Source organism: Yersinia sp. 2466 StPb PI (genome assembly GCF_041538325.1).
GTDB classification, from domain to species: Bacteria; Pseudomonadota; Gammaproteobacteria; order Enterobacterales; family Enterobacteriaceae; genus Yersinia; species Yersinia enterocolitica_E.
The window spans coordinates 4,456,119-4,482,750 of sequence record NZ_JAULSL010000001.1; the positions used below are offsets into that span (position 1 = coordinate 4,456,119).

Consider the following 26,632-nt stretch of genomic DNA (forward strand, 5'->3'; position numbering starts at 1 on the left):
ATGCTGAAGATCGCCGATACCACTTTTACCTCACGTTTATTTACCGGTACGGGAAAATTCTCCACCCCGGAACTAATGCTGGAAGCATTGCGCGCCTCGGGGTCACAACTGATTGCTATGGCGATGAAACGGGTTGATTTACGGGCAGGGAACGATGCAATTCTTGCGCCCTTGCAACAATTAGGTGTGCGTTTGCTGCCTAATACCTCGGGGGCCAAAACTGCGCAAGAGGCTGTATTTGCCGCCCGTCTGGCGCGTGAAGCGCTGGGTACCCATTGGATAAAATTGGAAATTCATCCCGATGTGAAGTATTTACTGCCTGACCCAATAGAAACCCTGAAAGCCGCCGAAATACTGGTGAAAGAGGGATTTGTTGTTTTGCCTTACTGTGGTGCGGACCCGGTATTGTGCAAGCGGCTGGAAGAAGCAGGCTGCGCTGCCGTCATGCCATTGGGTGCACCGATTGGCTCAAATTTGGGCTTACGTACCCGCGACTTTCTGCAAATCATTATCGAGCAGGCCAAAGTGCCCGTGGTAGTCGATGCTGGAATTGGTGCGCCAAGCCATGCGCTTGAGGCAATGGAATTGGGAGCTGATGCCGTGCTGGTCAATACCGCAATTGCCGTGGCACGCTCACCCGTACACATGGCGCATGCTTTCCGTTTGGCGGTTGAATCCGGTGAATTGGCGCGTCAGGCGGGGCTTGGCAACCAACAGTTTGGCAAGGCCATTGCCACCAGCCCACTGACTGGCTTTCTCAGCCAGTTAGAGGAGGAGCATCATGTCTGAAGATTTCAGCCAACACTGGCAACAATTAGATTGGGATGATATTTCTCTGCGTATTAACAGTAAAACCGCCGCTGATGTTGAACGGGCCATTAATGCCGTCAAACCGAATCGCGGCGACTTAATGGCGTTGATTTCGCCCGCAGCACTGGCTTATCTCGAACCGATGGCGCAGAAGGCTCAACAATTAACCCGCCAGCGTTTTGGTAACACGGTGAGTTTTTATGTGCCGCTCTACCTTTCTAATCTGTGTGCTAATGATTGCACTTATTGTGGTTTCTCGATGAGCAATCGCATCAAGCGCAAAACCTTAGATGAAGCAGAAATCATCCGTGAGTGTGATGCTATCAAAGCGCTAGGCTTTGAACATCTGCTACTGGTCACTGGTGAACATCAGGCAAAAGTAGGAATGGATTACTTTCGTCGTCACTTCCCAGTCATCCGTAGCCGATTCAGTTCACTGATGATGGAAGTTCAACCATTGGCGCAAGAAGAGTATGCGGAGCTAAAAACGTTGGGATTAGACGGTGTGATGGTTTATCAGGAAACCTATCACCCAGCGACTTACCAGCAACATCACTTGCGCGGGCACAAGCAAGATTTTCACTGGCGACTGGCAACCCCAGATCGTCTCGGTCGGGCTGGGATCGACAAGATCGGACTAGGTGCGTTGATCGGGCTGTCTAATAGTTGGCGCACGGACTGTTATATGCTGGCGGAGCATCTGTTTTATCTGCAACAGACCTATTGGCAAAGTCGCTACTCTATTTCGTTTCCACGACTACGACCTTGTGCGGGCGGTATCGAGCCTGCATCTCTGATGAGTGAGCCGCAACTGCTGCAATTGATCTGTGCTTTTAGATTGTTTGCCCCGGATGTGGAACTGTCGCTATCTACCCGTGAATCACCTTTCTTCCGCGACAATGTCATTCCGGTCGCGATTAATAATGTCAGTGCGGGTTCCAAAACTCAGCCTGGTGGGTATGCAAATAATCATCCAGAACTTGAGCAATTTGCTCCGCATGATAATCGCACACCGGAGCAGGTAGCACTGGCATTGACACAGGCGGGGTTACAGCCGGTGTGGAAGGATTGGGATCGCCATTTAGGGCGTTCTCTGCAATAAACCGGCCGTTTAAATCCTAAAAAAAGCAAAAAAAAACCGCCCCGTAAGGAGCGGTTTTTACGTTGGTGAACAACAAAGAGATTAGTCTTTGCTGTTACCAAAACCGGCATTAAGCAATTCAGCCAGGTTAGCCGTTGCTTCATCCGCGCTAACTTGCGGTACAACGGGAACTTCACCCAGAGCTTTACGGCGTGCACGATCCTGATGATAAGCGTAACCGGTACCGGCTGGGATCAGACGGCCCACGATTACGTTTTCTTTCAGGCCACGCAGTTCATCACGTTTACCGGCAACTGCCGCTTCAGTAAGAACGCGCGTGGTTTCTTGGAACGAAGCCGCAGAGATGAAGGACTCGGTCGCCAAGGATGCCTTGGTGATACCCAGCAGGTCACGCGTGAACGTAGCCTCGATTTTGCCTTCGGCTGCCAGCTTACGGTTAGCGATTTTAACGCGAGACATTTCTGCCTGCTCGCCTTCCAGGAAGTCAGTGCTACCTGAATCAACGATGGTGCCTTTACGCAACATCTGACGAACGATAACTTCGATGTGTTTATCGTTAATCTTAACGCCTTGCAGACGGTAAACTTCCTGCACTTCGTTAGTGATGTAACGGGTAACTGCGTGAACGCCACGCAGACGCAGAATGTCATGTGGAGATTCTGGGCCATCGGAGACCACGTCACCGCGTTCTACAATTTCACCTTCGAACACGTTGAGCTGACGCCATTTCGGAATCATCTCTTCGTATGCATCGCTACCATCCAACGGTGAGATAACCAGACGACGTTTGCCTTTGGTCTCTTTACCGAACGAGATGATCCCGCTGATTTCAGCCAGGATTGCAGGCTCTTTCGGACGACGTGCTTCGAACAAGTCAGCAACACGTGGCAGACCACCGGTAATATCCTTGGTACCGCTTGATTCCTGAGGAATACGCGCCAGGGTATCACCCGCACCGATCTGAATGCCGTCTTCCAGCTGTACAATCGTTTTACCTGGCAGGAAGTATTGAGCAGGCATATCAGTACCTGGGATCAATACATCGTCGCCTTTGGCGTCAACGATTTTCAGTGCCGGACGCAGGTCTTTACCGCTACCGGTACGCTCTGCACTATCCAGTACTACCAGAGAAGACAAACCAGTCAGTTCGTCGGTCTGGCGGGTAATGGTCTGGCCGTCAACCATGTCCGCGAAGCGAATGAAACCGCTCACTTCGGTCACAACTGGCATGATGTGCGGATCCCAGTTAGCAACGGTTTCGCCGCCCTGGACTTCTGCGCCATCGCCTTTAGCCATTACAGCACCGTAAGGCACTTTGTAGCTTTCTTTAGTACGGCCGAATTCGTCGATCAGCTTCAGCTCGGTATTACGAGAAGTAATAACCAGCTTGCCCGCTGCATTGGTAACGAACTTGACGTTGCTCAGTTTCAAGCTGCCTTTGTTCTTAACCTGAATGCTGGACTCTGCTGCCGCACGAGATGCCGCACCACCGATGTGGAACGTACGCATCGTAAGCTGGGTACCCGGCTCACCGATTGACTGCGCTGCAATAACACCAACTGCTTCACCTTTGTTGATGATGTGACCACGTGCCAGGTCGCGACCATAGCAGTTTGCACACACACCAAAGTCAGTTTCACAGCTTACTACTGAACGAACTTTAACGCTGTCGACGGAGTTTTCTTCTAACAGATCACACCATTTTTCGTCCAATAGGGTGTTACGCGGAACCAGAATATCAGCCGTACCCGGCTTGATAACTTCTTCTGCGGTCACACGACCCAGAACGCGATCGCGCAGTGGCTCTTTAACATCACCACCTTCGATAACCGGGGTCATCACGATACCGTTATGGGTACCACAATCGTCTTCGGTTACCACCAGATCCTGTGCCACGTCAACCAAACGACGGGTCAGGTAACCGGAGTTCGCAGTTTTCAATGCGGTATCCGCCAAACCTTTACGCGCACCGTGGGTTGAGATGAAGTACTGAAGTACGTTCAAACCTTCACGGAAGTTCGCAGTGATTGGCGTTTCAATGATCGAACCATCTGGCTTGGCCATCAGACCACGCATCCCTGCCAGCTGACGAATCTGTGCAGCAGAACCACGCGCACCGGAGTCGGCCATCATAAAGATGCTGTTGAATGACACTTGCTGTTCGACAACGCCGTCACGGTTGACAACATCTTCTACAGACAAGTTATCCATCATCGCCTTGGCAACACGTTCGTTAGCCGCGGCCCAGATATCGATCACTTTGTTATAACGTTCGCCTGCGGTTACCAGACCAGATTGGAACTGCTCCTGGATCTCGGCAACTTCAGTTTCAGCTTCTTCGATGATCCCTGCTTTCGCTTCTGGGATAACCATGTCATCGATACCTACAGAGGCGCCTGAGCGTGCTGCGTAAGCAAAACCGGTGTACATGATCTGGTCAGCAAAGATAACCGTTGGCTTCAAGCCCAGGATGCGGTAACAGGTGTTCAGCATCTTGGAGATAGCTTTCTTGCCCAGCGGCTGGTTCACGATAGAGTAAGGCAGGCCTTTCGGGACGATCATCCACAAAATAGCACGGCCAACTGTCGTATCGATGATGCTGGTACGCGTAATGCTTTCGCCTTCGACATTACGAATTTCTTCAGTAATACGCACTTTTACGCGAGCATGTAGCGATGCCAGGCCACCACGATAAATACGTTCAGCTTCTTTCGGGCCAGTCAGAACCATGCCTTCGCCTTTGGCGTTAACACAGTCGCGGGTCATGTAATACAGACCCAATACAACGTCCTGAGAAGGAACGATGATTGGCTCGCCGTTCGCTGGTGACAGGATGTTGTTGGTAGACATCATCAACGCACGCGCTTCTAACTGAGCTTCCAGTGTTAGCGGTACGTGAACAGCCATTTGGTCACCATCGAAGTCGGCGTTATATGCCGCACAAACCAATGGGTGCAACTGGATTGCCTTACCTTCGATCAGAACCGGTTCAAACGCCTGGATACCCAAACGGTGAAGGGTTGGTGCACGGTTCAGCAGCACTGGGTGTTCGCGGATAACTTCATCCAAGATATCCCAAACCACAGCTTCTTCACGCTCAACCATCTTCTTGGCGGCTTTAATGGTGGTAGCAAGACCACGCAATTCCAGCTTGCCGTAGATGAACGGTTTGAACAGCTCAAGAGCCATTTTCTTAGGCAGACCGCACTGATGCAGACGCAGGTATGGACCAACGGTGATAACCGAACGACCTGAGTAGTCAACACGTTTACCCAGCAAGTTCTGACGGAAACGACCTTGCTTACCTTTGATCATGTCAGCCAGTGACTTCAACGGACGCTTGTTAGAGCCGGTAATCGCACGACCGCGACGGCCGTTATCCAGCAATGCATCTACTGCTTCTTGCAGCATACGCTTTTCGTTACGTACGATGATGTCAGGAGCCGCCAAGTCCAGCAGGCGCTTCAGACGGTTGTTACGGTTGATCACGCGACGATACAAATCGTTCAGATCAGAAGTCGCAAAACGACCACCATCCAACGGAACCAATGGACGCAAATCTGGCGGCAACACAGGCAGCACGGTCAGGATCATCCACTCTGGCTTATTGCCAGACTGTACGAACGCTTCCAGCAGCTTGATACGCTTAGTCAGCTTCTTACGCTTGGTTTCAGAATTTGTTTCGTTCAATTCTTCACGCAGGATCTCGCACTCAGCTTCCAGATCCATGTTTTTCAACAGGGCCTGAATCGCCTCGGCGCCCATTTTCGCGTCGAACTCATCACCAAACTCTTCCAACGCGTCCAGATACTGCTCTTCAGTCAGGATCTGACGACGTTCCAGGTTGGTCATACCGCCTTCAACAACCACATAGGATTCGAAGTACAGTACACGTTCGATGTCACGTAATGGCATATCCAGCAGTAAACCGATGCGGGATGGCAGCGATTTCAGAAACCAGATGTGCGCAGTTGGAGAAGCCAGTTCGATGTGACCCATACGCTCACGGCGCACTTTGGTTTGAGTCACTTCAACGCCGCATTTCTCACAAATAACACCACGGTGTTTCAAACGCTTGTACTTACCGCACAGGCATTCGTAATCTTTTACTGGGCCAAAGATACGGGCACAGAAAAGGCCGTCACGTTCTGGTTTGAACGTACGGTAGTTAATGGTTTCCGGCTTTTTAACTTCACCGAACGACCATGAACGGATCATGTCTGGCGATGCCAGAGCAATTTTGATCGCATCAAACTCTTCGGTCTTAGTTTGCGCTTTCAGAAACTTTAATAAGTCTTTCACGGATTGGCTCCTGTCGGAGTTAGACCTGATAGGCGCTCAAAACGAAATTTGAGCGCCCCTGTGACCAGTGCGAACCACCAGCAGACTCCCGGCTGTAAGAGTCTGCCGTCTGGCGAAGAGTTACTCTTCTTCCAGCTCGATATTGATGCCCAGCGAGCGGATTTCTTTCAACAATACGTTGAAGGACTCCGGCATGCCTGGTTCCATACGGTGATCGCCATCCACGATGTTTTTGTACATCTTGGTACGGCCGTTTACATCGTCGGACTTGACGGTAAGCATTTCCTGCAATGTGTACGCGGCGCCATAAGCTTCCAACGCCCACACTTCCATCTCACCGAAACGCTGACCACCGAACTGAGCCTTACCACCCAGCGGCTGCTGAGTAACCAGGCTGTAAGAACCGGTAGAACGCGCATGCATCTTGTCATCAACCAAGTGGTTCAGTTTCAGCATGTACATGTAGCCGACAGTAACCTGACGTTCAAATTGCTCGCCGGTACGGCCGTCAAACAGAGTAATCTGACCAGAAGTTGGCAGACCACCTAGCTGTAACAGTTCCTTGATCTCTTTCTCTGTCGCGCCGTCGAAGACTGGTGTTGCAATTGGCATACCTTTTTTCAGGTTCTCAGCCAGACGCAATACTTCGTCATCGGTGAAGGTGCTCAGATCAACTTTCTGACAAACGTTGTCGCCCAGATCGTAGGCTTTCTGGATGAACTCACGCAGTTTGGCAACTTCTTCCTGCTTCTTCAGCATGGCGTTGATTTTCTCGCCAATGCCTTTCGCTGCCATCCCTAAGTGGGTTTCCAAAATCTGACCGATGTTCATACGCGATGGTACGCCCAGCGGGTTCAGAACGATGTCTACCGGCGTACCGTTTTCATCGTAAGGCATATCTTCGATCGGGTTAATTTTGGAGATAACACCTTTGTTACCGTGACGACCGGCCATCTTGTCACCCGGTTGAATCTGACGTTTAACCGCCAAATACACCTTGACGATCTTCAGCACGCCTGGTGCCAAATCATCACCTTGGGTGATCTTACGACGCTTGGCATCCATCTTCTTCTCGAATTCGGATTTCATTTCGTCGTACTGCTCTGCCAACTGTTCCAGTTGGTTTTGCTTGTCTTCGTCGGTCAGGCCCAGTTCGAGCCAACGATCACGTGGTAACTTGCTCAGCTTGTCAGCTTCGATGCCACCAGAAACCAGTACTGCATGGATACGTGCAAACAGGCCCGCTTCCAGGATCTGCAACTCTTCAGTCAGGTCTTTCTTAGCCTGCTTCAGTTGCATCTCTTCGATTTCTAACGCACGTTTATCTTTTTCTACACCGTCGCGAGTAAAGACTTGTACGTCAATAACCGTACCGGAAACACCGTTTGGTACACGCAGAGAAGAGTCTTTAACATCAGACGCTTTCTCACCGAAGATCGCACGTAACAGCTTCTCTTCTGGCGTCAGTTGGGTTTCACCTTTAGGTGTTACCTTACCAACCAGAATGTCGCCGCCAGTCACTTCAGCACCGATATACACGATACCGGACTCATCCAGTTTGGACAGTGCAGCTTCACCCACGTTCGGGATATCAGCCGTTATCTCTTCTGGCCCCAGCTTGGTGTCACGGGACACACATGCCAGTTCTTGAATGTGGATGGTGGTGAAGCGATCTTCTTGTACCACGCGCTCGGAGACCAAGATGGAGTCTTCGAAGTTGTAACCGTTCCAAGGCATGAACGCTACGCGCATGTTCTGACCCAATGCCAGTTCGCCCAGATCTGTTGATGGGCCATCTGCCAGCACGTCGCCGCGCTCGATTGGCTCACCCAGATTCACACACGGCATCTGGTTGATACAGGTGTTCTGGTTTGAACGGGTGTATTTGGTCAGGTTATAAATATCAATGCCTGCTTCGCCCGGATACATTTCGTCTTCGTTAACTTTAATAACGATACGGGATGCATCTACGTATTGAACCGTACCGCCACGTTTGGCTACAGAGGTTACCCCTGAGTCAACCGCTACTGCACGTTCCATACCAGTACCCACCAGCGGCTTATCAGCACGCAGAGTAGGAACCGCCTGACGTTGCATGTTCGCACCCATCAATGCACGGTTGGCGTCATCGTGTTCCAAGAATGGAATCAGAGAAGCACCAACAGACACCACCTGTTGAGTGGAAACGTCCATATAGTCTACTTGGTCGCGGCTAAACAGGCTTGATTCGCCTTTGCTACGACAAGTGACCAAGTCTTCAATGAAGCGGCCGTCTTCGTCCAGGTTGGAGTTCGCCTGAGCGATAACGAAATTGCCTTCTTCAATAGCAGACAGGTAGTTAATTTCATCGGTCACCACACCATCGCGTACGCGACGATAAGGTGTTTCCAGGAAACCATACTCGTTGGTCTGTGCGTAGACAGACAAGGAGTTGATCAGACCGATGTTTGGACCTTCTGGCGTTTCGATTGGACATACGCGACCGTAGTGAGTCGGGTGTACGTCTCGAACTTCAAAGCCAGCACGTTCACGGGTCAAACCGCCCGGGCCCAATGCAGAGATACGGCGTTTATGCGTAATCTCAGACAACGGGTTGTTCTGGTCCATAAATTGTGACAACTGGCTGGAACCGAAGAACTCTTTCACCGCCGCCGAAATCGGCTTGGCGTTGATCATGTCCTGAGGCATCAGAGTGTCGAGGTCACCCAGAGACAAACGCTCTTTAACTGCACGCTCAACACGAACCAGACCTACACGGAACTGGTTTTCAGCCATTTCACCAACGGAACGAATACGACGGTTGCCCAAGTGGTCGATATCATCCACTTCGCCGCGACCATTACGGATATCGATGAGCTTTTTCATCACTTCGGTGATGTCTTCTTTGCTCAGGATACCGGAACCTTCGATTTCGTCACGCAGCAGGGAACGGTTGAACTTCATCCGGCCAACCGCTGACAAATCATAGCGGTCTTCAGAGAAGAACAGGTTCTCAAACAGATTTTCAGCAGCTTCACGTGTTGGTGGCTCACCAGGACGCATCATGCGGTAGATCTCAACCAAGGCGCTCAAACGATCGCTGGTTGGGTCAACACGCAGGGTCTCGGAGATATAAGCACCGTGATCCAGGTCGTTGGTGAACAATGTTTCGATATGCTTGTGGCCAGACTGGCTCAGTTTAGCCAGTAAATCCAGTGACAGCTCCATGTTGGCTGCACAGATAAGCTCACCGGTGTTCGTATCGATATAGTCTTTTGCAACCACTTTACCGGCAATGTATTCAACCGGAACTTCGATGCGATCAATGCCGTCTTTTTCAAGCTGGCGAATATGACGCGCAGTAATACGACGCGCTTTCTCGACGTAAACTTTGCCATTCGCTTCAATATCAAAGGATGCCGTTTCACCGCGCAGGCGCTCTGGAACTAATTCCATCTGCAGCTTGTTGTCACGAATCTCAAAGACCACTTTCTCGAAGAACAGATCCAAGATCTGTGCAGTGGTGAAACTCAATGCGCGCAGAATGATGGTTGCAGGCAATTTACGACGACGGTCAATACGGACAAACAGGTTGTCTTTCGGGTCAAACTCGAAATCTAACCATGAACCGCGGTAAGGGATGATACGTGCGTTGTACAGCACTTTACCCGATGAATGGGTTTTACCCTTATCACTGTCAAAGAATACGCCAGGGCTACGGTGTAGCTGAGATACGATAACCCTCTCAGTACCGTTAATGACAAAGGTACCGTTTTCGGTCATGAGTGGAATTTCACCCATGTAGACTTCTTGTTCTTTGATGTCTTTGACCGTACCTTCAGGAGCTTCGCGCTCATAGATTACCAGACGCAGCTTAACGCGTAGCGGTGCGGAATAGGTCACACCACGGATCTGGCACTCTTTAACATCAAATACAGGTTCACCAAGACGGTAGCTAACGTATTGCAGCTCCGAATTGCCACTGTAGCTCTGAATTGGAAAAACAGAACGGAATGCTGCTTCCAGACCGTGCTGCCCTTCGGGATCTTGCTCGATGAATTTCTGGAACGAGTCAAGTTGGATAGAAAGGAGATAAGGTATGTCCAGAACTTGTGGACGTTTACCAAAATCCTTACGAATACGTTTTTTCTCGGTATAGGAGTAAACCATAGGGTTCCTCAGCTCGCTGAAAAGTCGACCCACTCTGTCTGCCCCGAACATAGGACAGTTCATGCAACACTATTATTTAGAATGAGAAGTTGAAACACTTCTCGAAATACTCTTTTCTATCACTCTTAAACCATTTCATCGCGTTACTTTGACTACCGAGCTACCCGAGTGGGTCGTAGCTGAGAACGCAGTATATTAAGTCGTAAATAGAAAGGAATATTGGGGGGTTAGTCAGCCGCTAAACAGTGTGAAATGCGACTAACGCCCTACAGCGCAAAAAGGCTGATGACTAAAAAGTCACCAGCCATCAGCCTATAAGTTAGGCTGCGAACTCAAAGCTAAACTTACTTGATCTCAACAGAAGCACCAGCTTCTTCCAGAGATTTTTTCAGAGACTCAGCTTCGTCTTTGTTCACGCCTTCTTTCAGAACTGCAGGTGCAGACTCAACCAGATCTTTAGCTTCTTTCAAGCCCAGGCCAGTTGCGCCGCGAACAGCTTTGATTACTGCAACTTTGTTGTCGCCGAATGAAGCCAGAACAACGTTGAATTCAGTTTGTTCTTCTACAGCTTCAGCAGCAGCAGCAGGACCTGCAGCAACAGCAGCAGCTGAAACGCCGAATTTCTCTTCCATAGCAGAGATCAGTTCAACGATTTCCATTACAGACAGAGCTGCAACGCCTTCCAGAATTTGGTCTTTAGTGATAGTTGACATAACAAGTGTTCCTAAAATACAGAAATAGTTTATACGTTAAAAAGCAGTGACTGACAAAAGTGAGGGCGATTAAGCCGCTTCAGCTTCTTTCTGATCACGCAGCGCAGCCAGAGTACGAACCAATTTGCCAGCAGCGGCTTCTTTCATGGTTCCCATCAGACGTGCGATTGCTTCTTCGTAGGTTGGCAGAGTTGCCAGGCGGTCGATCTGAGCCGCAGGGATTAACTCGCCTTCAAAGGCTGCTGCTTTAACCTCAAATTTTGCATTATCTTTAGCAAATGCTTTGAACAGACGAGCAGCTGCGCCCGGGTGTTCAGAAGAGAATGCGATCAAGGTTGGACCAACAAACGTGTCTTTCAGGCATTCGAATTGAGTGCCTTCAACAATGCGGCACAGCAAGGTGTTACGAACAACTTGCATGTGAACGCCAGCTTCACGACCTGCTTTACGCAGTTCAGTCATTTTGTCAACGGTAACGCCACGAGAATCCGCAACAACCGCAGACAGCGCACCTTTGGCTACTTCTTTAACTTCAGCAACAATCGCTTGTTTGCCTTGAAGATTTAGTGCCATTAGTTCTTGCTCCTGGATTAACCGGAGAGTAATTCCCCGGAACTCACGTCACCCAATCCACTACAAAATGCAATGAACGGGCGTTGAAACACGGTGAGCAGAATTCAGCAAGGACAATTCTTTATAGGAAAGAAAAAATGCTTTAGGTTCTGTCACCGTCTACGCAGGAAATTAAGTGTCTTACGACACACCTGCGGTCTTGGACGGAGGCTTGGATAAGGCCAAGCTCCAACCGAAAATTCTGGTGTTCTGCTGATAAGTAACCCCATCAACAGAAGCATGGGCGTAAGATTCTAGACAAACCTTACGCCCACGTAAAGCGATAAAATCAATTCGTGATTAGATCACTACTGCTGACAGACCGCTTTGATCGATTGCAACGCCAGCACCCATGGTGGTGGAGAGGCTGATTTTCTTGATATAAACGCCTTTCGCTGTAGCAGGTTTAGCACGCTTCAGCGCAACAACCAGAGATTCTAAGTTTTCTCTCAACTTATCTGAGTCGAAATCAACTTTACCAATGGTAGTGTGGATAATACCGTTTTTGTCGTTGCGATAACGAACCTGACCTGCTTTAGCATTCTTAACTGCTTCAGCAACGTTAGGAGTAACAGTACCCACTTTAGGGTTAGGCATCAGGCCACGTGGACCCAAGATTTGGCCCAATTGACCTACAACGCGCATTGCATCTGGGGAAGCAATAACAACGTCGAAGTTCATTTCGCCTTTCTTGATCATATCAGCCAGATCTTCCATACCTACCAATTCAGCGCCTGCTTCTTTCGCAGCTTCAGCGTTTGCACCCTGAGCGAAAACAGCAACGCGTACTGAACGGCCAGTACCATGTGGCAACACAGTTGCACCACGAACGTTCTGGTCAGATTTACGTGCGTCGATACCGAGGTTAACGGCAACGTCTACACTTTCTACGAATTTAGCAGTAGCCAGCTCTTTCAGCAGGGCAACAGCTTCGTTGATATCGTATTGCTTAGTCACATCAACTTTGTCACGGATCACGCGCATGCGCTTGGTCAGCTTAGCCATTTATTAACCCTCCACTACCAGGCCCATGGAACGAGCAGTACCTTCGATTGAACGCATCATGTCGTCAATTGAAGCACCAGTCATATCCGCAGCTTTGGTTTCTGCGATTTCACGGACCTGAGCACCGGTCACAGTCCCTACTTTGTCTTTGTTCGGCTTGCCAGAACCAGACTTAATACCTGCCGCTTTTTTCAGCAGAACTGCTGCTGGCGGGGTTTTAGTAACGAAAGTGAAAGAGCGATCAGAATAAACAGTAATAACAACAGGGATCGGCAGGCCTTTTTCAATGCTTTCAGTCTTAGCATTGAACGCTTTACAGAATTCCATGATGTTAACACCCTGCTGACCCAAAGCTGGACCAACTGGTGGACTTGGGTTCGCCATACCAGCTGCTACTTGCAGCTTGACATAGGCTTGTACTTTCTTAGCCATTTACGATTTCCTCGATTTGGGTAGTATCGCCTCGCGTTCGAGGCTCCCCGTGTTTTGTCTCGCTATTATTTACGATGAAATAAGTTGCCACGGATGACAAAAAGCAAGACATCTAAAAACAAAAGGCGCGAAATTATATTTTAATTTCGCGCCTAAGACAAGACTCAAATTTCAATCACTGCTGAAAAATGAATCAGCCTTTTTCTACCTGACTGAAATCCAGCTCGACCGGTGTTGCACGGCCAAAGATAGAAACAGATACTTTCAGGCGGCTCTTCTCGTAGTCCACTTCTTCAACAACACCGTTAAAGTCGGCAAATGGACCATCGCTGACACGCACCAGTTCACCTGGTTCAAACAGTGTTTTAGGACGTGGTTTATCACCCACTTGTTGAAGACGATTCATAATCGCATCAACTTCTTTATCACTGATTGGTGCAGGGCGATCGGATGTACCACCGATAAAGCCCATTACACGTGGCACGCTACGCACTAAGTGCCAGCTGGCATCGTTCATCACCATCTGGACCAGTACATAGCCTGGGAAGAATTTGCGTTCACTTTTACGACGTTGACCACCACGAATTTCGACGACTTCTTCCGTTGGAACCATGACTTCGCCAAACAGCTCTTCCATGTCATGTAACTTGATATGCTCACGCAGCGATTGAGCTACGCGGCCTTCAAAACCGGAAAACGCCTGAACGACGTACCAACGCTTTTTTGGTGCTTCAGACATCTTAGAACCTCAGGCCAGTAATAAATGATACCAGGCGGACTAGGATACCATCTAGCCCCCATAGAATCAGTGACATTACAGCAGTTACCGCAGCAACGATTAACGTTGTATGCAGAGTTTCCTGACGGGTAGGCCAAATCACTTTACGCACTTCCGTGCGTGCTTCACGAGCAAACGCTACAGTGGCTTTACCTTTTGCCGTCATCAATGCAACAGCACCGGCAACAGCGATAATTACTACAACTGCCAACGCACGCAACGGCAGGCTGTAATCACGGAAATAATAGTTACCAACAATAGCTGTAACTAATAATACAGCAACGATTAGCCATTTAGCCGTTTCCAGGCCGCGTCCGCTCCCTGGAGCCTCGGTATTCGCACTCATAAACCAACCTGTCACTATGATTCAGAACAACAACTTTGCTTCGCATCGCAAAGCAAACCAAGCCGAAGGATGCTCTAGAGACTCTCTAATCGGCACCACTCGGCACTATTCGCCGTATTTCCAGAGCCCATCTCACCAGTAATTATGATGAAAAAACCACTGATGAGATAGGTTCTAGCATGACAACGTAGAAAAAGGGCATCAAATGATGCCCTTTTATCGCATGTCGCGTCAAATCTTATTCAATGACTTTAGCAACAACGCCGGCACCTACCGTACGGCCGCCTTCACGAATTGCGAAACGCAGACCATCATCCATTGCGATAGGCGCAATCAGGTTAACAATCATTTGAATGTTATCACCTGGCATCACCATCTCAACGCCGTCTGGCAATTCAATAGTACCGGTTACATCCGTTGTACGGAAGTAGAACTGAGGACGGTAACCTTTGAAGAACGGAGTATGACGGCCGCCTTCGTCTTTGCTCAGAATATAAACTTCTGATTCGAATTTAGTATGTGGCTTGATAGAACCTGGCTTAGCTAATACCTGTCCACGCTGTACGTCATCACGTTTAGTACCACGCAGCAGAACACCAACGTTCTCACCCGCGCGGCCTTCGTCCAGCAGTTTGCGGAACATTTCAACGCCAGTACATGTTGTTCTAATGGTATCGATAATACCAACGATTTCAACTTCTTCACCAACTTTAACAATGCCACGCTCTACACGGCCAGTGACAACTGTACCACGGCCTGAGATAGAGAATACGTCTTCGATTGGCAGCAGGAATGGTCTATCGATTGCACGCTCAGGCTGTGGGATGTAGCTATCCAGTGCCTCAGCTAATTCAATAATTTTTGCTTCCCATTCTGGCTCGCCTTCTAACGCTTTCAGCGCTGAACCACGGATAACGGGAGTATCGTCGCCAGGGAAATCGTATTGAGACAGAAGTTCGCGGACTTCCATTTCTACCAATTCCAGCAATTCTTCATCGTCAACCATGTCACACTTGTTCAGGAAGACCAGGATATAAGGAACACCAACCTGACGACCTAACAAGATGTGCTCGCGAGTCTGTGGCATCGGGCCATCAGTTGCAGCAACAACCAAAATCGCGCCGTCCATCTGAGCAGCACCGGTTATCATGTTTTTAACGTAGTCGGCATGCCCTGGGCAGTCAACGTGCGCATAGTGGCGCGACGGGGTGTCATATTCAACATGTGACGTGTTGATGGTGATACCACGCGCTTTCTCTTCCGGAGCGTTGTCGATCTGGTCGAATGCACGAGCACTACCGCCGTAGGTTTTAGCCAGTACGGTGGTGATTGCAGCAGTTAGGGTAGTTTTACCATGGTCAACGTGGCCAATAGTACCCACATTAACGTGCGGTTTTGTACGTTCAAACTTTTCTTTAGACATCGATTGTCCCTCTAAGACACGGAATCGGTGGTTTCACCACATCAACCAAGCGCATGCTTGCTGAATCCATAACACAGAAAGAAAATCAGGGGACGAGAGAATGAGAAATGGTGCTGATAGGCAGATTCGAACTGCCGACCTCACCCTTACCAAGGGTGCGCTCTACCAACTGAGCTATATCAGCACATCTTGGAGCGGGCAGTGGGAATCGAACCCACATCATCAGCTTGGAAGGCTGAGGTAATAGCCATTATACGATGCCCGCATCTTAGAACTCGGCTACCTGACTTAATCTGCAGAAATTTGAAAGGAAGGGCTTGGCCACTTCACTCTTCATCGAGAGCGGTGCTCTCGCCTTGAGTGTGTATTAGGAGTTCGATCTTCTGAATCACCCTGAGACTCAAGGTTAAATATGGTGGTGGGGGAAGGATTATTCGTCACTTCGCTCCTCACCCTTCGGGCCGCCGCTGCGCGTCGTTGACTCGCTACGCTCGGCTCGAACCTTCGTCGAAGGTTTTCACCTTCCCCTTAAGTAACTCATTTAGATTCATGACACTGAATCGGCTTGAGACTCAAGAGTAAATATGGTGGTGGGGGAAGGATTCGAACCTTCGAAGTCGATGACGGCAGATTTACAGTCTGCTCCCTTTGGCCGCTCGGGAACCCCACCTAAATTTTAGTACTTGAATGGTGCCGGCACCAAGAGTCGAACTCGGGACCTACTGATTACAAGTCAGTTGCTCTACCAACTGAGCTATGCCGGCATCAAGTGCAGCGCATTCTAGGTAGAGCGAGCTTATGATGCAACAAAAAAATTGCATAAGTCGACCTTTCGCTCACAAAACAGCCACTTTTTAAAAGCCAGATGTATTATTAACCATAGTTAGCTCATTTCACATCCAGCACACCCGCTTTTGTAATCAACGCCATGAATGAAAAATTCCCCCTTAAATGAGTTCACCTCTCATTGTGCCACCAATTTTAGTACCACTGACTGAGTATAAATTTAGTTTTGCGCCTCAAAAAAGGGAGAGTGCCCCAATTGAGTGCATCTCGTCTAAAAAAATATTGCTCCAATGAGGGTAATCACACTACTCATATTTGGCTTGTTTATTGCTTAAACATAGACATAAGCATAGACCAGCAGCGGTTGAGGAGTTTTATCATGAAGATAGTTTTACTTAATGCGGCAACATTGCCTATATATCGCAGTGAGCTGGCAAGTTTACTGATTGATGCCGTAGCTCATGGGGCATCTGTAGGCTATGACTCCCGCTCTCTGTCGCAGAAAGAAGCTGAGAGCTATTACGATGGTCTGCGCCCGGCCATCGCCAAAGGAGCATTACTATTATGGATAGCACGCGATGAGATGGGGATTACTGGAACTATCCAATTAGACCTTTGCCAAAAGCCAAATGGTTTAAATCGAGCCGAAGTGCAGAAATTATTGGTGCATAGCCGTAGCCGTCGTACTGGTATTGGGCACAAATTGATTCTCGCGATGGAGAGTACCGCGGTTCAACTACGCCGTGGATTGCTATATCTCGATACTCAAGCAGGTTCTCCTGCTGAATCTTTTTACCGTGCACAAGGTTATCGTTGCATGGGAGAAATTCCGGATTATGCCTGCACACCCGATGGCAGCTATCATCCGACCGCAATCTATTTCAAACGTTTATTTTCAGTAAATCAATCACATACTGCCATAGCCAGTTGATGACCGTGATTGTTATCTATAAAAAGGGTAGAACCTACCATCTGTGTTCTTAATTGATTGGAATAGCAACGTACATCAAATAAATCACTCACTAAGCACAAAAATGTCTACGCCAAAAAGCAAGCTGCCTATAATATGCAGCTTGTTTCTTATCTGGAGTTGGCGTCCAGCGCCTTTCCCAACCTGCGTTAACAGGCAGAATTTGGCTTATGACAAAAAGAGATCAATCTTTAGCGACGCCTTATCTACAGTTCGATCGTACTCAGTGGGCAGCCTTGCGCGACTCAGTACCATTGACACTAACAGAAGAAGAAATCGTTAAACTCAAAGGGATTAACGAAGACCTTTCATTAGATGAAGTGGCACAGATATACCTGCCACTTTCGCGCCTGCTTAACTTTTATATTAGTTCTAATTTGCGGCGACAGGCGGTTCTGGAACAATTCCTTGGAACTGATGGCCAGCGTATTCCCTATGTCATTGGCATTGCAGGCAGTGTTGCTGTCGGTAAAAGCACCACCGCGCGCTTACTGCAAGCGTTACTGAGCCGCTGGCCGGAACATCGCAGTGTAGAACTGATTACAACAGATGGTTTTCTTTATCCCAATAAAGTCCTGAATGAGCGTGGGCTGATGAAGAAAAAAGGATTCCCACAATCCTATGATATGCATAATCTGGTGAAGTTTGTCTCAGAAGTAAAATCAGGGACAGGTTATGTTACGGCGCCGGTTTATTCTCATTTAATATATGATGTTGTCCCTGACGGTAATAAGATCATCAAGCAACCTGACATTCTCATATTAGAGGGCTTAAATGTTCTACAAAGTGGAATGGATTACCCTCATGATCCGCACCATGTATTTGTCTCTGATTTTGTAGACTTCTCTATATATGTCGATGCCCCTGAAGATTTACTTCAAAGTTGGTATATAAACAGGTTCCTTAAGTTTAGACAGGGTGCATTTTCCAATCCTGATTCTTATTTCCATAATTATGCTAAATTGCCTGAAGCAGAGGCAATCAAGATTGCCACTCAATTATGGAAAGAGATTAATGGATTGAATTTAAAGCAAAATATACTACCAACGCGTGAGCGTGCCAGTCTGATAATGACTAAAAGTGCCAACCATGCCGTTGAGAGTGTACGTTTGAGAAAATAGCCAAAGTGGGAGGTTCTAGCCTCCCATCTATTATAAGATTAAACGCCACGTAGAGATATTTCACCGCCAATATAAGGTTTTACATTGCCATTTTGCTCTAATAATAATGCACCTTGTTGGTCAATACCTCTAGCAATACCAAATATCTCTTGATTGCCAATAATCAATTTCACAGGGCGATCAAGGTAATTGTCCATTTCTCGCCAACGAGAAATAAAAGCAGATAAGCCTTCGTTTTCAAATTTAACGACTGCAAGTCGTAATTCAGATAACAGTTCAGCCGTCAGTTTATTACGATCAATATTAACACCCGCTTCCTGTAAGTTGATCCAATCCTGACTGATGACGTTAGTCGTTGATTCACGCATTGTTAAATTAATGCCGGCACCAATTACCAACTGAGCAGCATCTCCTGTTTTCCCTGTGAGTTCTACCAATATACCTGCCAGTTTTTTATCATTTAAATACAGGTCATTTGGCCATTTTACACGAACCTGCTCAGCTCCGAGTTTACGTAGAACCTCAGCCATAACAATCCCAACCACCAGGCTTAATCCCATTGCAGCAGCAGGGCCTTGCTCCAGCCGCCAGAACATAGATAAATAGAGATTCGCACCAAAGGGAGAGATCCACTGACGTCCCCGTCTTCCTCGCCCTGCATGTTGGTATTCAGCCACACAAGCATCGCCAGACTTCAATTCAGTAATGCGGTCTAATAAATATTGATTCGTCGAGTCGACGACAGGCAAGATAGCCACCTGGCCTGCGGGGAGATAATTTAATATTGTTTGTTCATTAAGCAGTTGAATAGGTGCAGGTAAACTATAGCCCTTACCAGGGACAGTAAAGACATCTAGTCCCCACTCTCTGATAGTTTGCATATGCTTGTTAATTGCGGCACGACTCATCCCAAAGGTTTCGCCTAATTGCTCTCCTGAATGGAAAGCACCATCAGCTAATATGCCAATCAACCGTAAAGGGATTTTAATATCTTTCACGACAAACACTCCACAGCATTAACCTCACCATTACTTGCGATAAATCGCACTTCTGGTTCCAACCAGATTGCAAATCTCTTAGCAACTTGCTGACGGATATAACTGGCAAGGCCTATCACATCCTGACCTGTCGCTTCTGCTAGGTTAATCAACACTAGCGCCTGCTGCTGATGCACCGCCGCACCGCCAATCTGATATCCCTTAAGCGCACATTGATCGATAAGCCAACCAGCAGCCAGCTTAACAGACCCATCGGGTTGCAGGTAATGGGGCGCATTGGGGTAGCGCTTTACAATCTCTTCAGCTACAGCGGCATCCACAACTGGATTCTTAAAAAAACTGCCTGCATTGCCGGTCACTGCGGGATCGGGTAGCTTACTACGCCGCATGGTACAAATTGAGTTGAATATCTCTTCTGCTGTAACTGTCGATGGATCCATTCGCGTTAGATCACCATAGCCCAATGTTGGGATCCATGATTTTACCAATTTAATGCCTACGGCTACGATGGCAAATCCATGACCATAGTGATGCTTAAAAATGCTGTCGCGATAGCCAAATTGACAATCTTTAGCGGAAAGGCGTAGCACTGTACCCTTATCCATATCAAGTAAATCAACGTATTCGCATACCTTTTGCAGCTCAACACCATAAGCACCAATATTCTGAATGGGTGCAGAACCGACACAACCTGGGATTAACGCCAGATTTTCTAGGCCTGGCATGTTATTTAGTAATGAATAACAAACCAATTGATGCCAATTTTCTCCAGCCCCAACATGCAGGTGCCAGGCAATATCATCCTCAGTAGAAGTGATACCCTTAATCCGATTAAGTAATACTGTTCCTGAATAGTTTTCAATAAACAGCACGTTGCTGCCTTCGCCAAGTAAAAGCACTGGCTGATGCTTAGAAACAGACTCATGCCAAGCATTAATCAATTCTTCAGGTGAGTTAACGCTAATTACTTTGCTCGCATAAGCTGCTAATGCAAAAGTATTGAGATGTTTTAGCGGGGAATGTTGATTCGACATGACATTGGATACTCATTCTAACTAGTTCTGGCGCTAGTCTAACCGATCATAATACTCATATTGTATTTTGTTTTAACTGAAGGTAAAAAAAGCCACCTATCAAGGTAGCCTTTTATTTTATTCATCGCTGTGACCGCCGGATTTGACTCACCTGCCCCTGCAATATTTGACTCGTCTGACTATGAGCCCTGCGACGCAACCACTCTAAGGTCACTATTTATACCTATTTCACTATTCTGCCCATAGCAAAAACCCCACGCTTTTGGCATGGGGTCTCGGCTTTATTTGATGCCTGGCAGTGTCCTACTCTCGCATGGGGAGACCCCACACTACCATCGGCGCTACGGCGTTTCACTTCTGAGTTCGGCATGGGATCAGGTGGGACCACCGCGCTATGGCCGCCAGGCAAATTCTGTCTAAACTAACCCGCTATGCAATCCTGCACACAGCCAGCCAGCCCAATCTCGGAACTTCGCTGAAAATTTCTATCTCTCAAATCTAAAACACCTTTGGTGTTGTAAGGTTAAGCCTCACGGATCATTAGTACTGGTTAGCTCAATGCATCGCTGCACTTACACACCCAGCCTATCAACGTCATAGTCTTTAACGTTCCTTCAGGGGGCTTAAAGCCCCAGGGAAGACTCATCTCGAGGCAAGTTTCCCGCTTAGATGCTTTCAGCGGTTATCTCTTCCGAATTTAGCTACCGGGCAATGCCATTGGCATGACAACCCGAACACCAGTGATTCGTCCACTCCGGTCCTCTCGTACTAGGAGCAGCCCCTCTCAATCTTCCAACGCCCACGGCAGATAGGGACCGAACTGTCTCACGACGTTCTAAACCCAGCTCGCGTACCACTTTAAATGGCGAACAGCCATACCCTTGGGACCTACTTCAGCCCCAGGATGTGATGAGCCGACATCGAGGTGCCAAACACCGCCGTCGATATGAACTCTTGGGCGGTATCAGCCTGTTATCCCCGGAGTACCTTTTATCCGTTGAGCGATGGCCCTTCCATTCAGAACCACCGGATCACTAAGACCTACTTTCGTACCTGCTCGAGCCGTCACTCTCGCAGTCAAGCTAGCTTATGCCTTTGCACTAACCTCACGATGTCCGACCGTGATTAGCTAACCTTCGTGCTCCTCCGTTACTCTTTGGGAGGAGACCGCCCCAGTCAAACTACCCACCAGACACTGTCCTCACCCCGGATCACGGGGCCGAGTTAGAACATCAAACATTAAAGGGTGGTATTTCAAGGTTGGCTCCATGCAGACTGGCGTCCACACTTCGATGCCTCCCACCTATCCTACACATCAAGGCTCAATGTTCAGTGTCAAGCTATAGTAAAGGTTCACGGGGTCTTTCCGTCTTGCCGCGGGTACACTGCATCTTCACAGCGAGTTCAATTTCACTGAGTCTCGGGTGGAGACAGCCTGGCCATCATTACGCCATTCGTGCAGGTCGGAACTTACCCGACAAGGAATTTCGCTACCTTAGGACCGTTATAGTTACGGCCGCCGTTTACTGGGGCTTCGATCAAGAGCTTCGCCTTGCGGCTGACCCCATCAATTAACCTTCCAGCACCGGGCAGGCGTCACACCGTATACGTCCACTTTCGTGTTTGCACAGTGCTGTGTTTTTATTAAACAGTTGCAGCCAGCTGGTATCTGCGACTGGCTTCGGCGCCGGGAGCAAGTCCCATTACCTAATGCCAGCGTGCCTTCTCCCGAAGTTACGGCACCATTTTGCCTAGTTCCTTCACCCGAGTTCTCTCAAGCGCCTGAGTATTCTCTACCTGACCACCTGTGTCGGTTTGGGGTACGATTTAATGTTACCTGATGCTTAGAGGCTTTTCCTGGAAGCTTGGCATCAACTACTTCACCACCGTAGTGGCTCGTCATCACACCTCAGCGTTGATAAGCAACCGGATTTACCAAGTCACTCCGCCTACATGCTTAAACCGGGACAACCGTCGCCCGGCTAGCCTAGCCTTCTCCGTCCCCCCTTCGCAGTAACACCAAGTACAGGAATATTAACCTGTTTCCCATCGACTACGCTTTTCAGCCTCGCCTTAGGGGTCGACTCACCCTGCCCCGATTAACGTTGGACAGGAACCCTTGGTCTTCCGGCGTGCGGGTTTTTCACCCGCATTATCGTTACTTATGTCAGCATTCGCACTTCTGATACCTCCAGCAACCCTCACAGGTCACCTTCAACGGCTTACAGAACGCTCCCCTACCCAACAACACCTAAGTGTCGCTGCCGCAGCTTCGGTGCATGGTTTAGCCCCGTTACATCTTCCGCGCAGGCCGACTCGACCAGTGAGCTATTACGCTTTCTTTAAATGATGGCTGCTTCTAAGCCAACATCCTGGCTGTCTATGCCTTCCCACATCGTTTCCCACTTAACCATGACTTTGGGACCTTAGCTGGCGGTCTGGGTTGTTTCCCTCTTCACGACGGACGTTAGCACCCGCCGTGTGTCTCCCGTGATAACATTCTTCGGTATTCGGAGTTTGCATCGGTTTGGTAAGTCGGGATGACCCCCTAGCCGAAACAGTGCTCTACCCCCGAAGATGAGTTCACGAGGCGCTACCTAAATAGCTTTCGGGGAGAACCAGCTATCTCCCGGTTTGATTGGCCTTTCACCCCCAGCCACAAGTCATCCGCTAATTTTTCAACATTAGTCGGTTCGGTCCTCCAGTTAGTGTTACCCAACCTTCAACCTGCCCATGGCTAGATCACCGGGTTTCGGGTCTATACCTTGCAACTAGACGCCCAGTTAAGACTCGGTTTCCCTACGGCTCCCCTATTCGGTTAACCTTGCTACAAAATATAAGTCGCTGACCCATTATACAAAAGGTACGCAGTCACCCAACAAAGTAGGCTCCCACTGCTTGTACGTACACGGTTTCAGGTTCTATTTCACTCCCCTCGCCGGGGTTCTTTTCGCCTTTCCCTCACGGTACTGGTTCACTATCGGTCAGTCAGGAGTATTTAGCCTTGGAGGATGGTCCCCCCATATTCAGACAGGATGTCACGTGTCCCGCCCTACTCATCGAGTTCACAGCAAGTGTGTTTTGGTGTACGGGACTATCACCCTGTACCGTGCGACTTTCCAGACGCTTCCACTAACACACAAACTGATTCAGACTCTGGGCTCTTCCCCGTTCGCTCGCCGCTACTGGGGGAATCTCGGTTGATTTCTTTTCCTCGGGGTACTTAGATGTTTCAGTTCCCCCGGTTCGCCTTGCATGGCTATGTATTCACCATGCAATAGTGCAACGAATTGCACTGGGTTTCCCCATTCGGGTATCGTCGGTTGTAACGCTTCATATCAGCTTACCGACGCTTTTCGCAGATTAGCACGCCCTTCATCGCCTCTGACTGCCTAGGCATCCACCGTGTACGCTTAGTCGCTTAACCTCACAACCCAAAGGTGTTTTTCGTTATTGGTGTGGCTGTGAACACACTCGGCTATGTTGTGCAGTGCGCGCAATCCTCATGAACGTTAAGTTCACTCCGGTTGCTGTGCGCTGTACGCCTTGCTGAGTGTCTTCTCGCTCACACTGCAACAATGATTACCCATTGGCATTGCGATTATTTGAGAGACTCTATTACAGGTTACTCTTTATCTCAGTACATCTACGGAGAGATAAATTTCGGCTGTAATGTTTCAATTTTCAGCTTGTTCCAGATTGTTAAAGAGCAATATCTTAAACACGACTCGTTAAAGTCATCTTTAAGATATTCAGTTGATAATGTCTTTCACACATTATCGGAGTGGCGTCCCCAAGGGGATTCGAACCCCTGTTACAGCCGTGAAAGGGCAGTGTCCTAGGCCTCTAGACGATGGGGACACAAAAATTTCTACTGAATCACTGATTCAGTATTTTTGTGTAAAGGTGAGAATGTGGTGACACATTCGAACGACTGATGCAGTAAAAACTCGATACCGAGGTCTTATTGCACAATCATCACCCTCATCAACAGGTGCTCTTGCTCATTTACATTCATCAGACAATCTGTGTGGACACTGCGCAATGCGTATCGTTAGGTAAGGAGGTGATCCAACCGCAGGTTCCCCTACGGTTACCTTGTTACGACTTCACCCCAGTCATGAATCACAAAGTGGTAAGCGCCCTCCCGAAGGTTAAGCTACCTACTTCTTTTGCAACCCACTCCCATGGTGTGACGGGCGGTGTGTACAAGGCCCGGGAACGTATTCACCGTAGCATTCTGATCTACGATTACTAGCGATTCCGACTTCATGGAGTCGAGTTGCAGACTCCAATCCGGACTACGACAGACTTTATGTGGTCCGCTTGCTCTCGCGAGTTCGCTTCACTTTGTATCTGCCATTGTAGCACGTGTGTAGCCCTACTCGTAAGGGCCATGATGACTTGACGTCATCCCCACCTTCCTCCGGTTTATCACCGGCAGTCTCCCTTGAGTTCCCACCATTACGTGCTGGCAACAAAGGATAAGGGTTGCGCTCGTTGCGGGACTTAACCCAACATTTCACAACACGAGCTGACGACAGCCATGCAGCACCTGTCTCACAGTTCCCGAAGGCACCGAAGCATCTCTGCTAAGTTCTGTGGATGTCAAGAGTAGGTAAGGTTCTTCGCGTTGCATCGAATTAAACCACATGCTCCACCGCTTGTGCGGGCCCCCGTCAATTCATTTGAGTTTTAACCTTGCGGCCGTACTCCCCAGGCGGTCGACTTAACGCGTTAGCTCCGGAAGCCACGCCTCAAGGGCACAACCTCCAAGTCGACATCGTTTACAGCGTGGACTACCAGGGTATCTAATCCTGTTTGCTCCCCACGCTTTCGCACCTGAGCGTCAGTCTTTGTCCAGGGGGCCGCCTTCGCCACCGGTATTCCTCCAGATCTCTACGCATTTCACCGCTACACCTGGAATTCTACCCCCCTCTACAAGACTCTAGCTTGCCAGTTTCAAATGCAGTTCCCACGTTAAGCGCGGGGATTTCACATCTGACTTAACAAACCGCCTGCGTGCGCTTTACGCCCAGTAATTCCGATTAACGCTTGCACCCTCCGTATTACCGCGGCTGCTGGCACGGAGTTAGCCGGTGCTTCTTCTGCGAGTAACGTCAATCAACCGTGCTATTAACACGATTGCCTTCCTCCTCGCTGAAAGTGCTTTACAACCCGAAGGCCTTCTTCACACACGCGGCATGGCTGCATCAGGCTTGCGCCCATTGTGCAATATTCCCCACTGCTGCCTCCCGTAGGAGTCTGGACCGTGTCTCAGTTCCAGTGTGGCTGGTCATCCTCTCAGACCAGCTAGGGATCGTCGCCTAGGTGAGCCATTACCCCACCTACTAGCTAATCCCATCTGGGCACATCCGATGGCGTGAGGCCCGAAGGTCCCCCACTTTGCTCTTGCGAGGTCATGCGGTATTAGCTACCGTTTCCAGTAGTTATCCCCCTCCATCAGGCAGTTTCCCAGACATTACTCACCCGTCCGCCGCTCGCCGGCAAAGTAGTAAACTACTTCCCGCTGCCGCTCGACTTGCATGTGTTAGGCCTGCCGCCAGCGTTCAATCTGAGCCATGATCAAACTCTTCAATTTAAGATTTGTTTGATTTGCTGCTAATAAAAGCAGCGATGCTCAAAGATTACTTTCTGCAAATAAGCATTCGAACCGAAGTTCAAATGTGTACTGCTTTGGTCACTCTTCAAGACTTTGATATTTCTTCTGCCTGCCGAAACAGGCTTCGATATCGTCTTGCGAGTGCCCACACAGATTGTCTGATAAATTGTTAAAGAGCGTTCGTTACCCGTTTGCCTTTCGGCGAATCTTACGGTAACGCGGGAGGCAGATAATACGCTTTCCCGCTGAAGAGTCAAGAATTTCTTTGGTTTCTTTCGAAGTCAAAATCATTCTTTTCGCTTCCTGACCCGGCGAAGTCTGTTTCGTTGTTCCCGGTCAGTGGAGGCGCATTATAGGGAGTTCCTGACAGCCTGCAACCCCTAATTTGAAAAAACTTTTCAACCGCGTTTTATTTCAACGATTTGCCG

General features: G+C 48.8%; 15 protein-coding genes, 5 tRNA genes, 3 rRNA genes and 1 other RNA gene. 4 read left to right on the plus strand and 20 right to left on the minus strand.

The features are described from left to right. Both Q2T72_RS20120 and thiH read left to right on the plus strand, forming a co-directional pair. Nucleotides 1-789, plus strand: a complete 789-nt coding sequence (locus Q2T72_RS20120; RefSeq protein WP_372569734.1) for a thiazole synthase — start codon at nt 1-3, stop codon at nt 787-789. Next, nucleotides 782-1,912: a 2-iminoacetate synthase ThiH gene (thiH, locus tag Q2T72_RS20125; protein WP_372569735.1), complete on the plus strand. Its 1,131-nt coding sequence runs from the start codon at nt 782-784 to the stop codon at nt 1,910-1,912. Before Q2T72_RS20120 ends, thiH begins: the two co-directional genes overlap by 8 nt. Nucleotides 1,913-1,993: 81 nt before the next feature. On the opposite strand, the gene rpoC is transcribed toward thiH, so the two are convergent. The 14 genes from rpoC to Q2T72_RS20195 all read right to left on the minus strand — a co-directional run bounded on the left by rpoC (nt 1,994) and on the right by Q2T72_RS20195 (nt 16,436). Beyond that, nucleotides 1,994-6,214 (minus strand): DNA-directed RNA polymerase subunit beta', encoded by a 4,221-nt coding sequence (gene rpoC / locus Q2T72_RS20130; protein WP_005192331.1) that lies wholly within the window; start codon nt 6,212-6,214, stop codon nt 1,994-1,996. A 120-nt stretch (nt 6,215-6,334) separates the two neighbouring features. Further along, nucleotides 6,335-10,363, minus strand: a complete 4,029-nt coding sequence (gene rpoB, locus Q2T72_RS20135) for a DNA-directed RNA polymerase subunit beta (RefSeq protein ID WP_083162047.1) — start codon at nt 10,361-10,363, stop codon at nt 6,335-6,337. A 344-nt stretch (nt 10,364-10,707) separates the two neighbouring features. Then, nucleotides 10,708-11,076, minus strand: coding sequence for a 50S ribosomal protein L7/L12 (gene rplL, locus Q2T72_RS20140; protein ID WP_004876762.1), 369 nt, complete (start codon nt 11,074-11,076; stop codon nt 10,708-10,710). A 69-nt stretch (nt 11,077-11,145) separates the two neighbouring features. Further along, complete coding sequence (rplJ, locus tag Q2T72_RS20145) at nt 11,146-11,649, minus strand: 50S ribosomal protein L10 (RefSeq protein ID WP_083162045.1); 504 nt, start codon at nt 11,647-11,649, stop codon at nt 11,146-11,148. 339 nt (nt 11,650-11,988) lie between these two features. After that, a complete protein-coding gene (gene rplA, locus Q2T72_RS20150) occupies nt 11,989-12,693 on the minus strand; it encodes a 50S ribosomal protein L1 (protein WP_049614735.1) in 705 nt (234 codons plus the stop codon). A 3-nt stretch (nt 12,694-12,696) separates the two neighbouring features. Then, nucleotides 12,697-13,125, minus strand: a complete 429-nt coding sequence (gene rplK / locus Q2T72_RS20155; protein ID WP_004712403.1) for a 50S ribosomal protein L11 — start codon at nt 13,123-13,125, stop codon at nt 12,697-12,699. A 193-nt stretch (nt 13,126-13,318) separates the two neighbouring features. Next, nucleotides 13,319-13,864, minus strand: coding sequence for a transcription termination/antitermination protein NusG (gene nusG / locus Q2T72_RS20160; protein WP_002210671.1), 546 nt, complete (start codon nt 13,862-13,864; stop codon nt 13,319-13,321). A gap of 1 nt (nt 13,865) precedes the next feature. Further along, nucleotides 13,866-14,249, minus strand: a complete 384-nt coding sequence (gene secE / locus Q2T72_RS20165; RefSeq protein WP_005192343.1) for a preprotein translocase subunit SecE — start codon at nt 14,247-14,249, stop codon at nt 13,866-13,868. A 238-nt stretch (nt 14,250-14,487) separates the two neighbouring features. Then, entirely contained in the window at nt 14,488-15,672 is a 1,185-nt protein-coding gene (gene tuf, locus Q2T72_RS20170) for an elongation factor Tu (protein WP_042568960.1), read from the minus strand. A 108-nt stretch (nt 15,673-15,780) separates the two neighbouring features. Further along, nucleotides 15,781-15,856, minus strand: a tRNA-Thr gene (locus Q2T72_RS20175). A gap of 6 nt (nt 15,857-15,862) precedes the next feature. Continuing rightward, nucleotides 15,863-15,937 (minus strand) — tRNA-Gly (locus tag Q2T72_RS20180). A 148-nt stretch (nt 15,938-16,085) separates the two neighbouring features. After that, a non-coding RNA gene (locus tag Q2T72_RS20185) (RtT sRNA) lies at nt 16,086-16,213 on the minus strand. A 44-nt stretch (nt 16,214-16,257) separates the two neighbouring features. Beyond that, nucleotides 16,258-16,342 (minus strand) — tRNA-Tyr (locus Q2T72_RS20190). An 18-nt stretch (nt 16,343-16,360) separates the two neighbouring features. Beyond that, nucleotides 16,361-16,436 (minus strand) — tRNA-Thr (locus Q2T72_RS20195). Nucleotides 16,437-16,837: 401 nt separating this feature from the next. On the opposite strand from Q2T72_RS20195, the gene Q2T72_RS20200 reads away from it, so the two are divergent. Together Q2T72_RS20200 and coaA are read left to right on the plus strand one after the other, a co-directional pair. After that, on the plus strand, nt 16,838-17,389 hold the full coding sequence (locus Q2T72_RS20200) for a GNAT family N-acetyltransferase (protein WP_083162043.1): 552 nt from the start codon (nt 16,838-16,840) through the stop codon (nt 17,387-17,389). Between the two features lie 209 nt (nt 17,390-17,598). Further along, the gene (gene coaA / locus Q2T72_RS20205) at nt 17,599-18,549 is read left to right on the plus strand and encodes a type I pantothenate kinase (RefSeq protein WP_083162041.1); all 951 of its coding nucleotides are present in this window, start codon (nt 17,599-17,601) and stop codon (nt 18,547-18,549) included. 38 nt (nt 18,550-18,587) lie between these two features. Here the strand turns inward: coaA and birA are convergent, their stop codons facing one another. From birA to Q2T72_RS20235, 6 genes are all read right to left on the minus strand, one after another. Further along, nucleotides 18,588-19,547 (minus strand): bifunctional biotin--[acetyl-CoA-carboxylase] ligase/biotin operon repressor BirA, encoded by a 960-nt coding sequence (birA, locus tag Q2T72_RS20210; protein WP_083162038.1) that lies wholly within the window; start codon nt 19,545-19,547, stop codon nt 18,588-18,590. Beyond that, the gene (gene murB, locus Q2T72_RS20215; protein WP_372569736.1) at nt 19,544-20,581 is read right to left on the minus strand and encodes a UDP-N-acetylmuramate dehydrogenase; all 1,038 of its coding nucleotides are present in this window, start codon (nt 20,579-20,581) and stop codon (nt 19,544-19,546) included. Before murB ends, birA begins: the two co-directional genes overlap by 4 nt. Before the next feature lie 290 nt (nt 20,582-20,871). Then, nucleotides 20,872-20,987 (minus strand): 5S ribosomal RNA (gene rrf / locus Q2T72_RS20220). Nucleotides 20,988-21,100: 113 nt separating this feature from the next. Further along, nucleotides 21,101-24,008: ribosomal RNA gene (locus Q2T72_RS20225) — 23S ribosomal RNA — on the minus strand. A 358-nt stretch (nt 24,009-24,366) separates the two neighbouring features. Next, nucleotides 24,367-24,442: transfer RNA gene (locus tag Q2T72_RS20230), tRNA-Glu, on the minus strand. A 198-nt stretch (nt 24,443-24,640) separates the two neighbouring features. Then, nucleotides 24,641-26,183, minus strand: a 16S ribosomal RNA gene (locus Q2T72_RS20235). The 16S, 23S and 5S rRNA genes sit together here with 1 tRNA gene alongside, the layout of an rRNA operon. Nucleotides 26,184-26,632 lie beyond the last annotated feature (449 nt).

Bases quoted from the DNA above. Each gene is read 5' to 3' on its own strand.
- Q2T72_RS20120 (WP_372569734.1), top strand. From the start codon at position 1: ATGCTGAAGATCGCCGATACCACTTTTACCTCACGTTTATTTACCGGT.
- Q2T72_RS20200 (WP_083162043.1), top strand. From the start codon at position 16,838: ATGAAGATAGTTTTACTTAATGCGGCAACATTGCCTATATATCGCAGT.
- rplL (WP_004876762.1), bottom strand. From the start codon at position 11,076: ATGTCAACTATCACTAAAGACCAAATTCTGGAAGGCGTTGCAGCTCTG.
- rplJ (WP_083162045.1), bottom strand. From the start codon at position 11,649: ATGGCACTAAATCTTCAAGGCAAACAAGCGATTGTTGCTGAAGTTAAA.
- rpoB (WP_083162047.1), bottom strand. From the start codon at position 10,363: ATGGTTTACTCCTATACCGAGAAAAAACGTATTCGTAAGGATTTTGGT.
- secE (WP_005192343.1), bottom strand. From the start codon at position 14,249: ATGAGTGCGAATACCGAGGCTCCAGGGAGCGGACGCGGCCTGGAAACG.
- coaA (WP_083162041.1), top strand. From the start codon at position 17,599: ATGACAAAAAGAGATCAATCTTTAGCGACGCCTTATCTACAGTTCGAT.
- rplA (WP_049614735.1), bottom strand. From the start codon at position 12,693: ATGGCTAAGCTGACCAAGCGCATGCGCGTGATCCGTGACAAAGTTGAT.
- tuf (WP_042568960.1), bottom strand. From the start codon at position 15,672: ATGTCTAAAGAAAAGTTTGAACGTACAAAACCGCACGTTAATGTGGGT.
- nusG (WP_002210671.1), bottom strand. From the start codon at position 13,864: ATGTCTGAAGCACCAAAAAAGCGTTGGTACGTCGTTCAGGCGTTTTCC.
- rplK (WP_004712403.1), bottom strand. From the start codon at position 13,125: ATGGCTAAGAAAGTACAAGCCTATGTCAAGCTGCAAGTAGCAGCTGGT.
- thiH (WP_372569735.1), top strand. From the start codon at position 782: ATGTCTGAAGATTTCAGCCAACACTGGCAACAATTAGATTGGGATGAT.
- murB (WP_372569736.1), bottom strand. From the start codon at position 20,581: ATGTCGAATCAACATTCCCCGCTAAAACATCTCAATACTTTTGCATTA.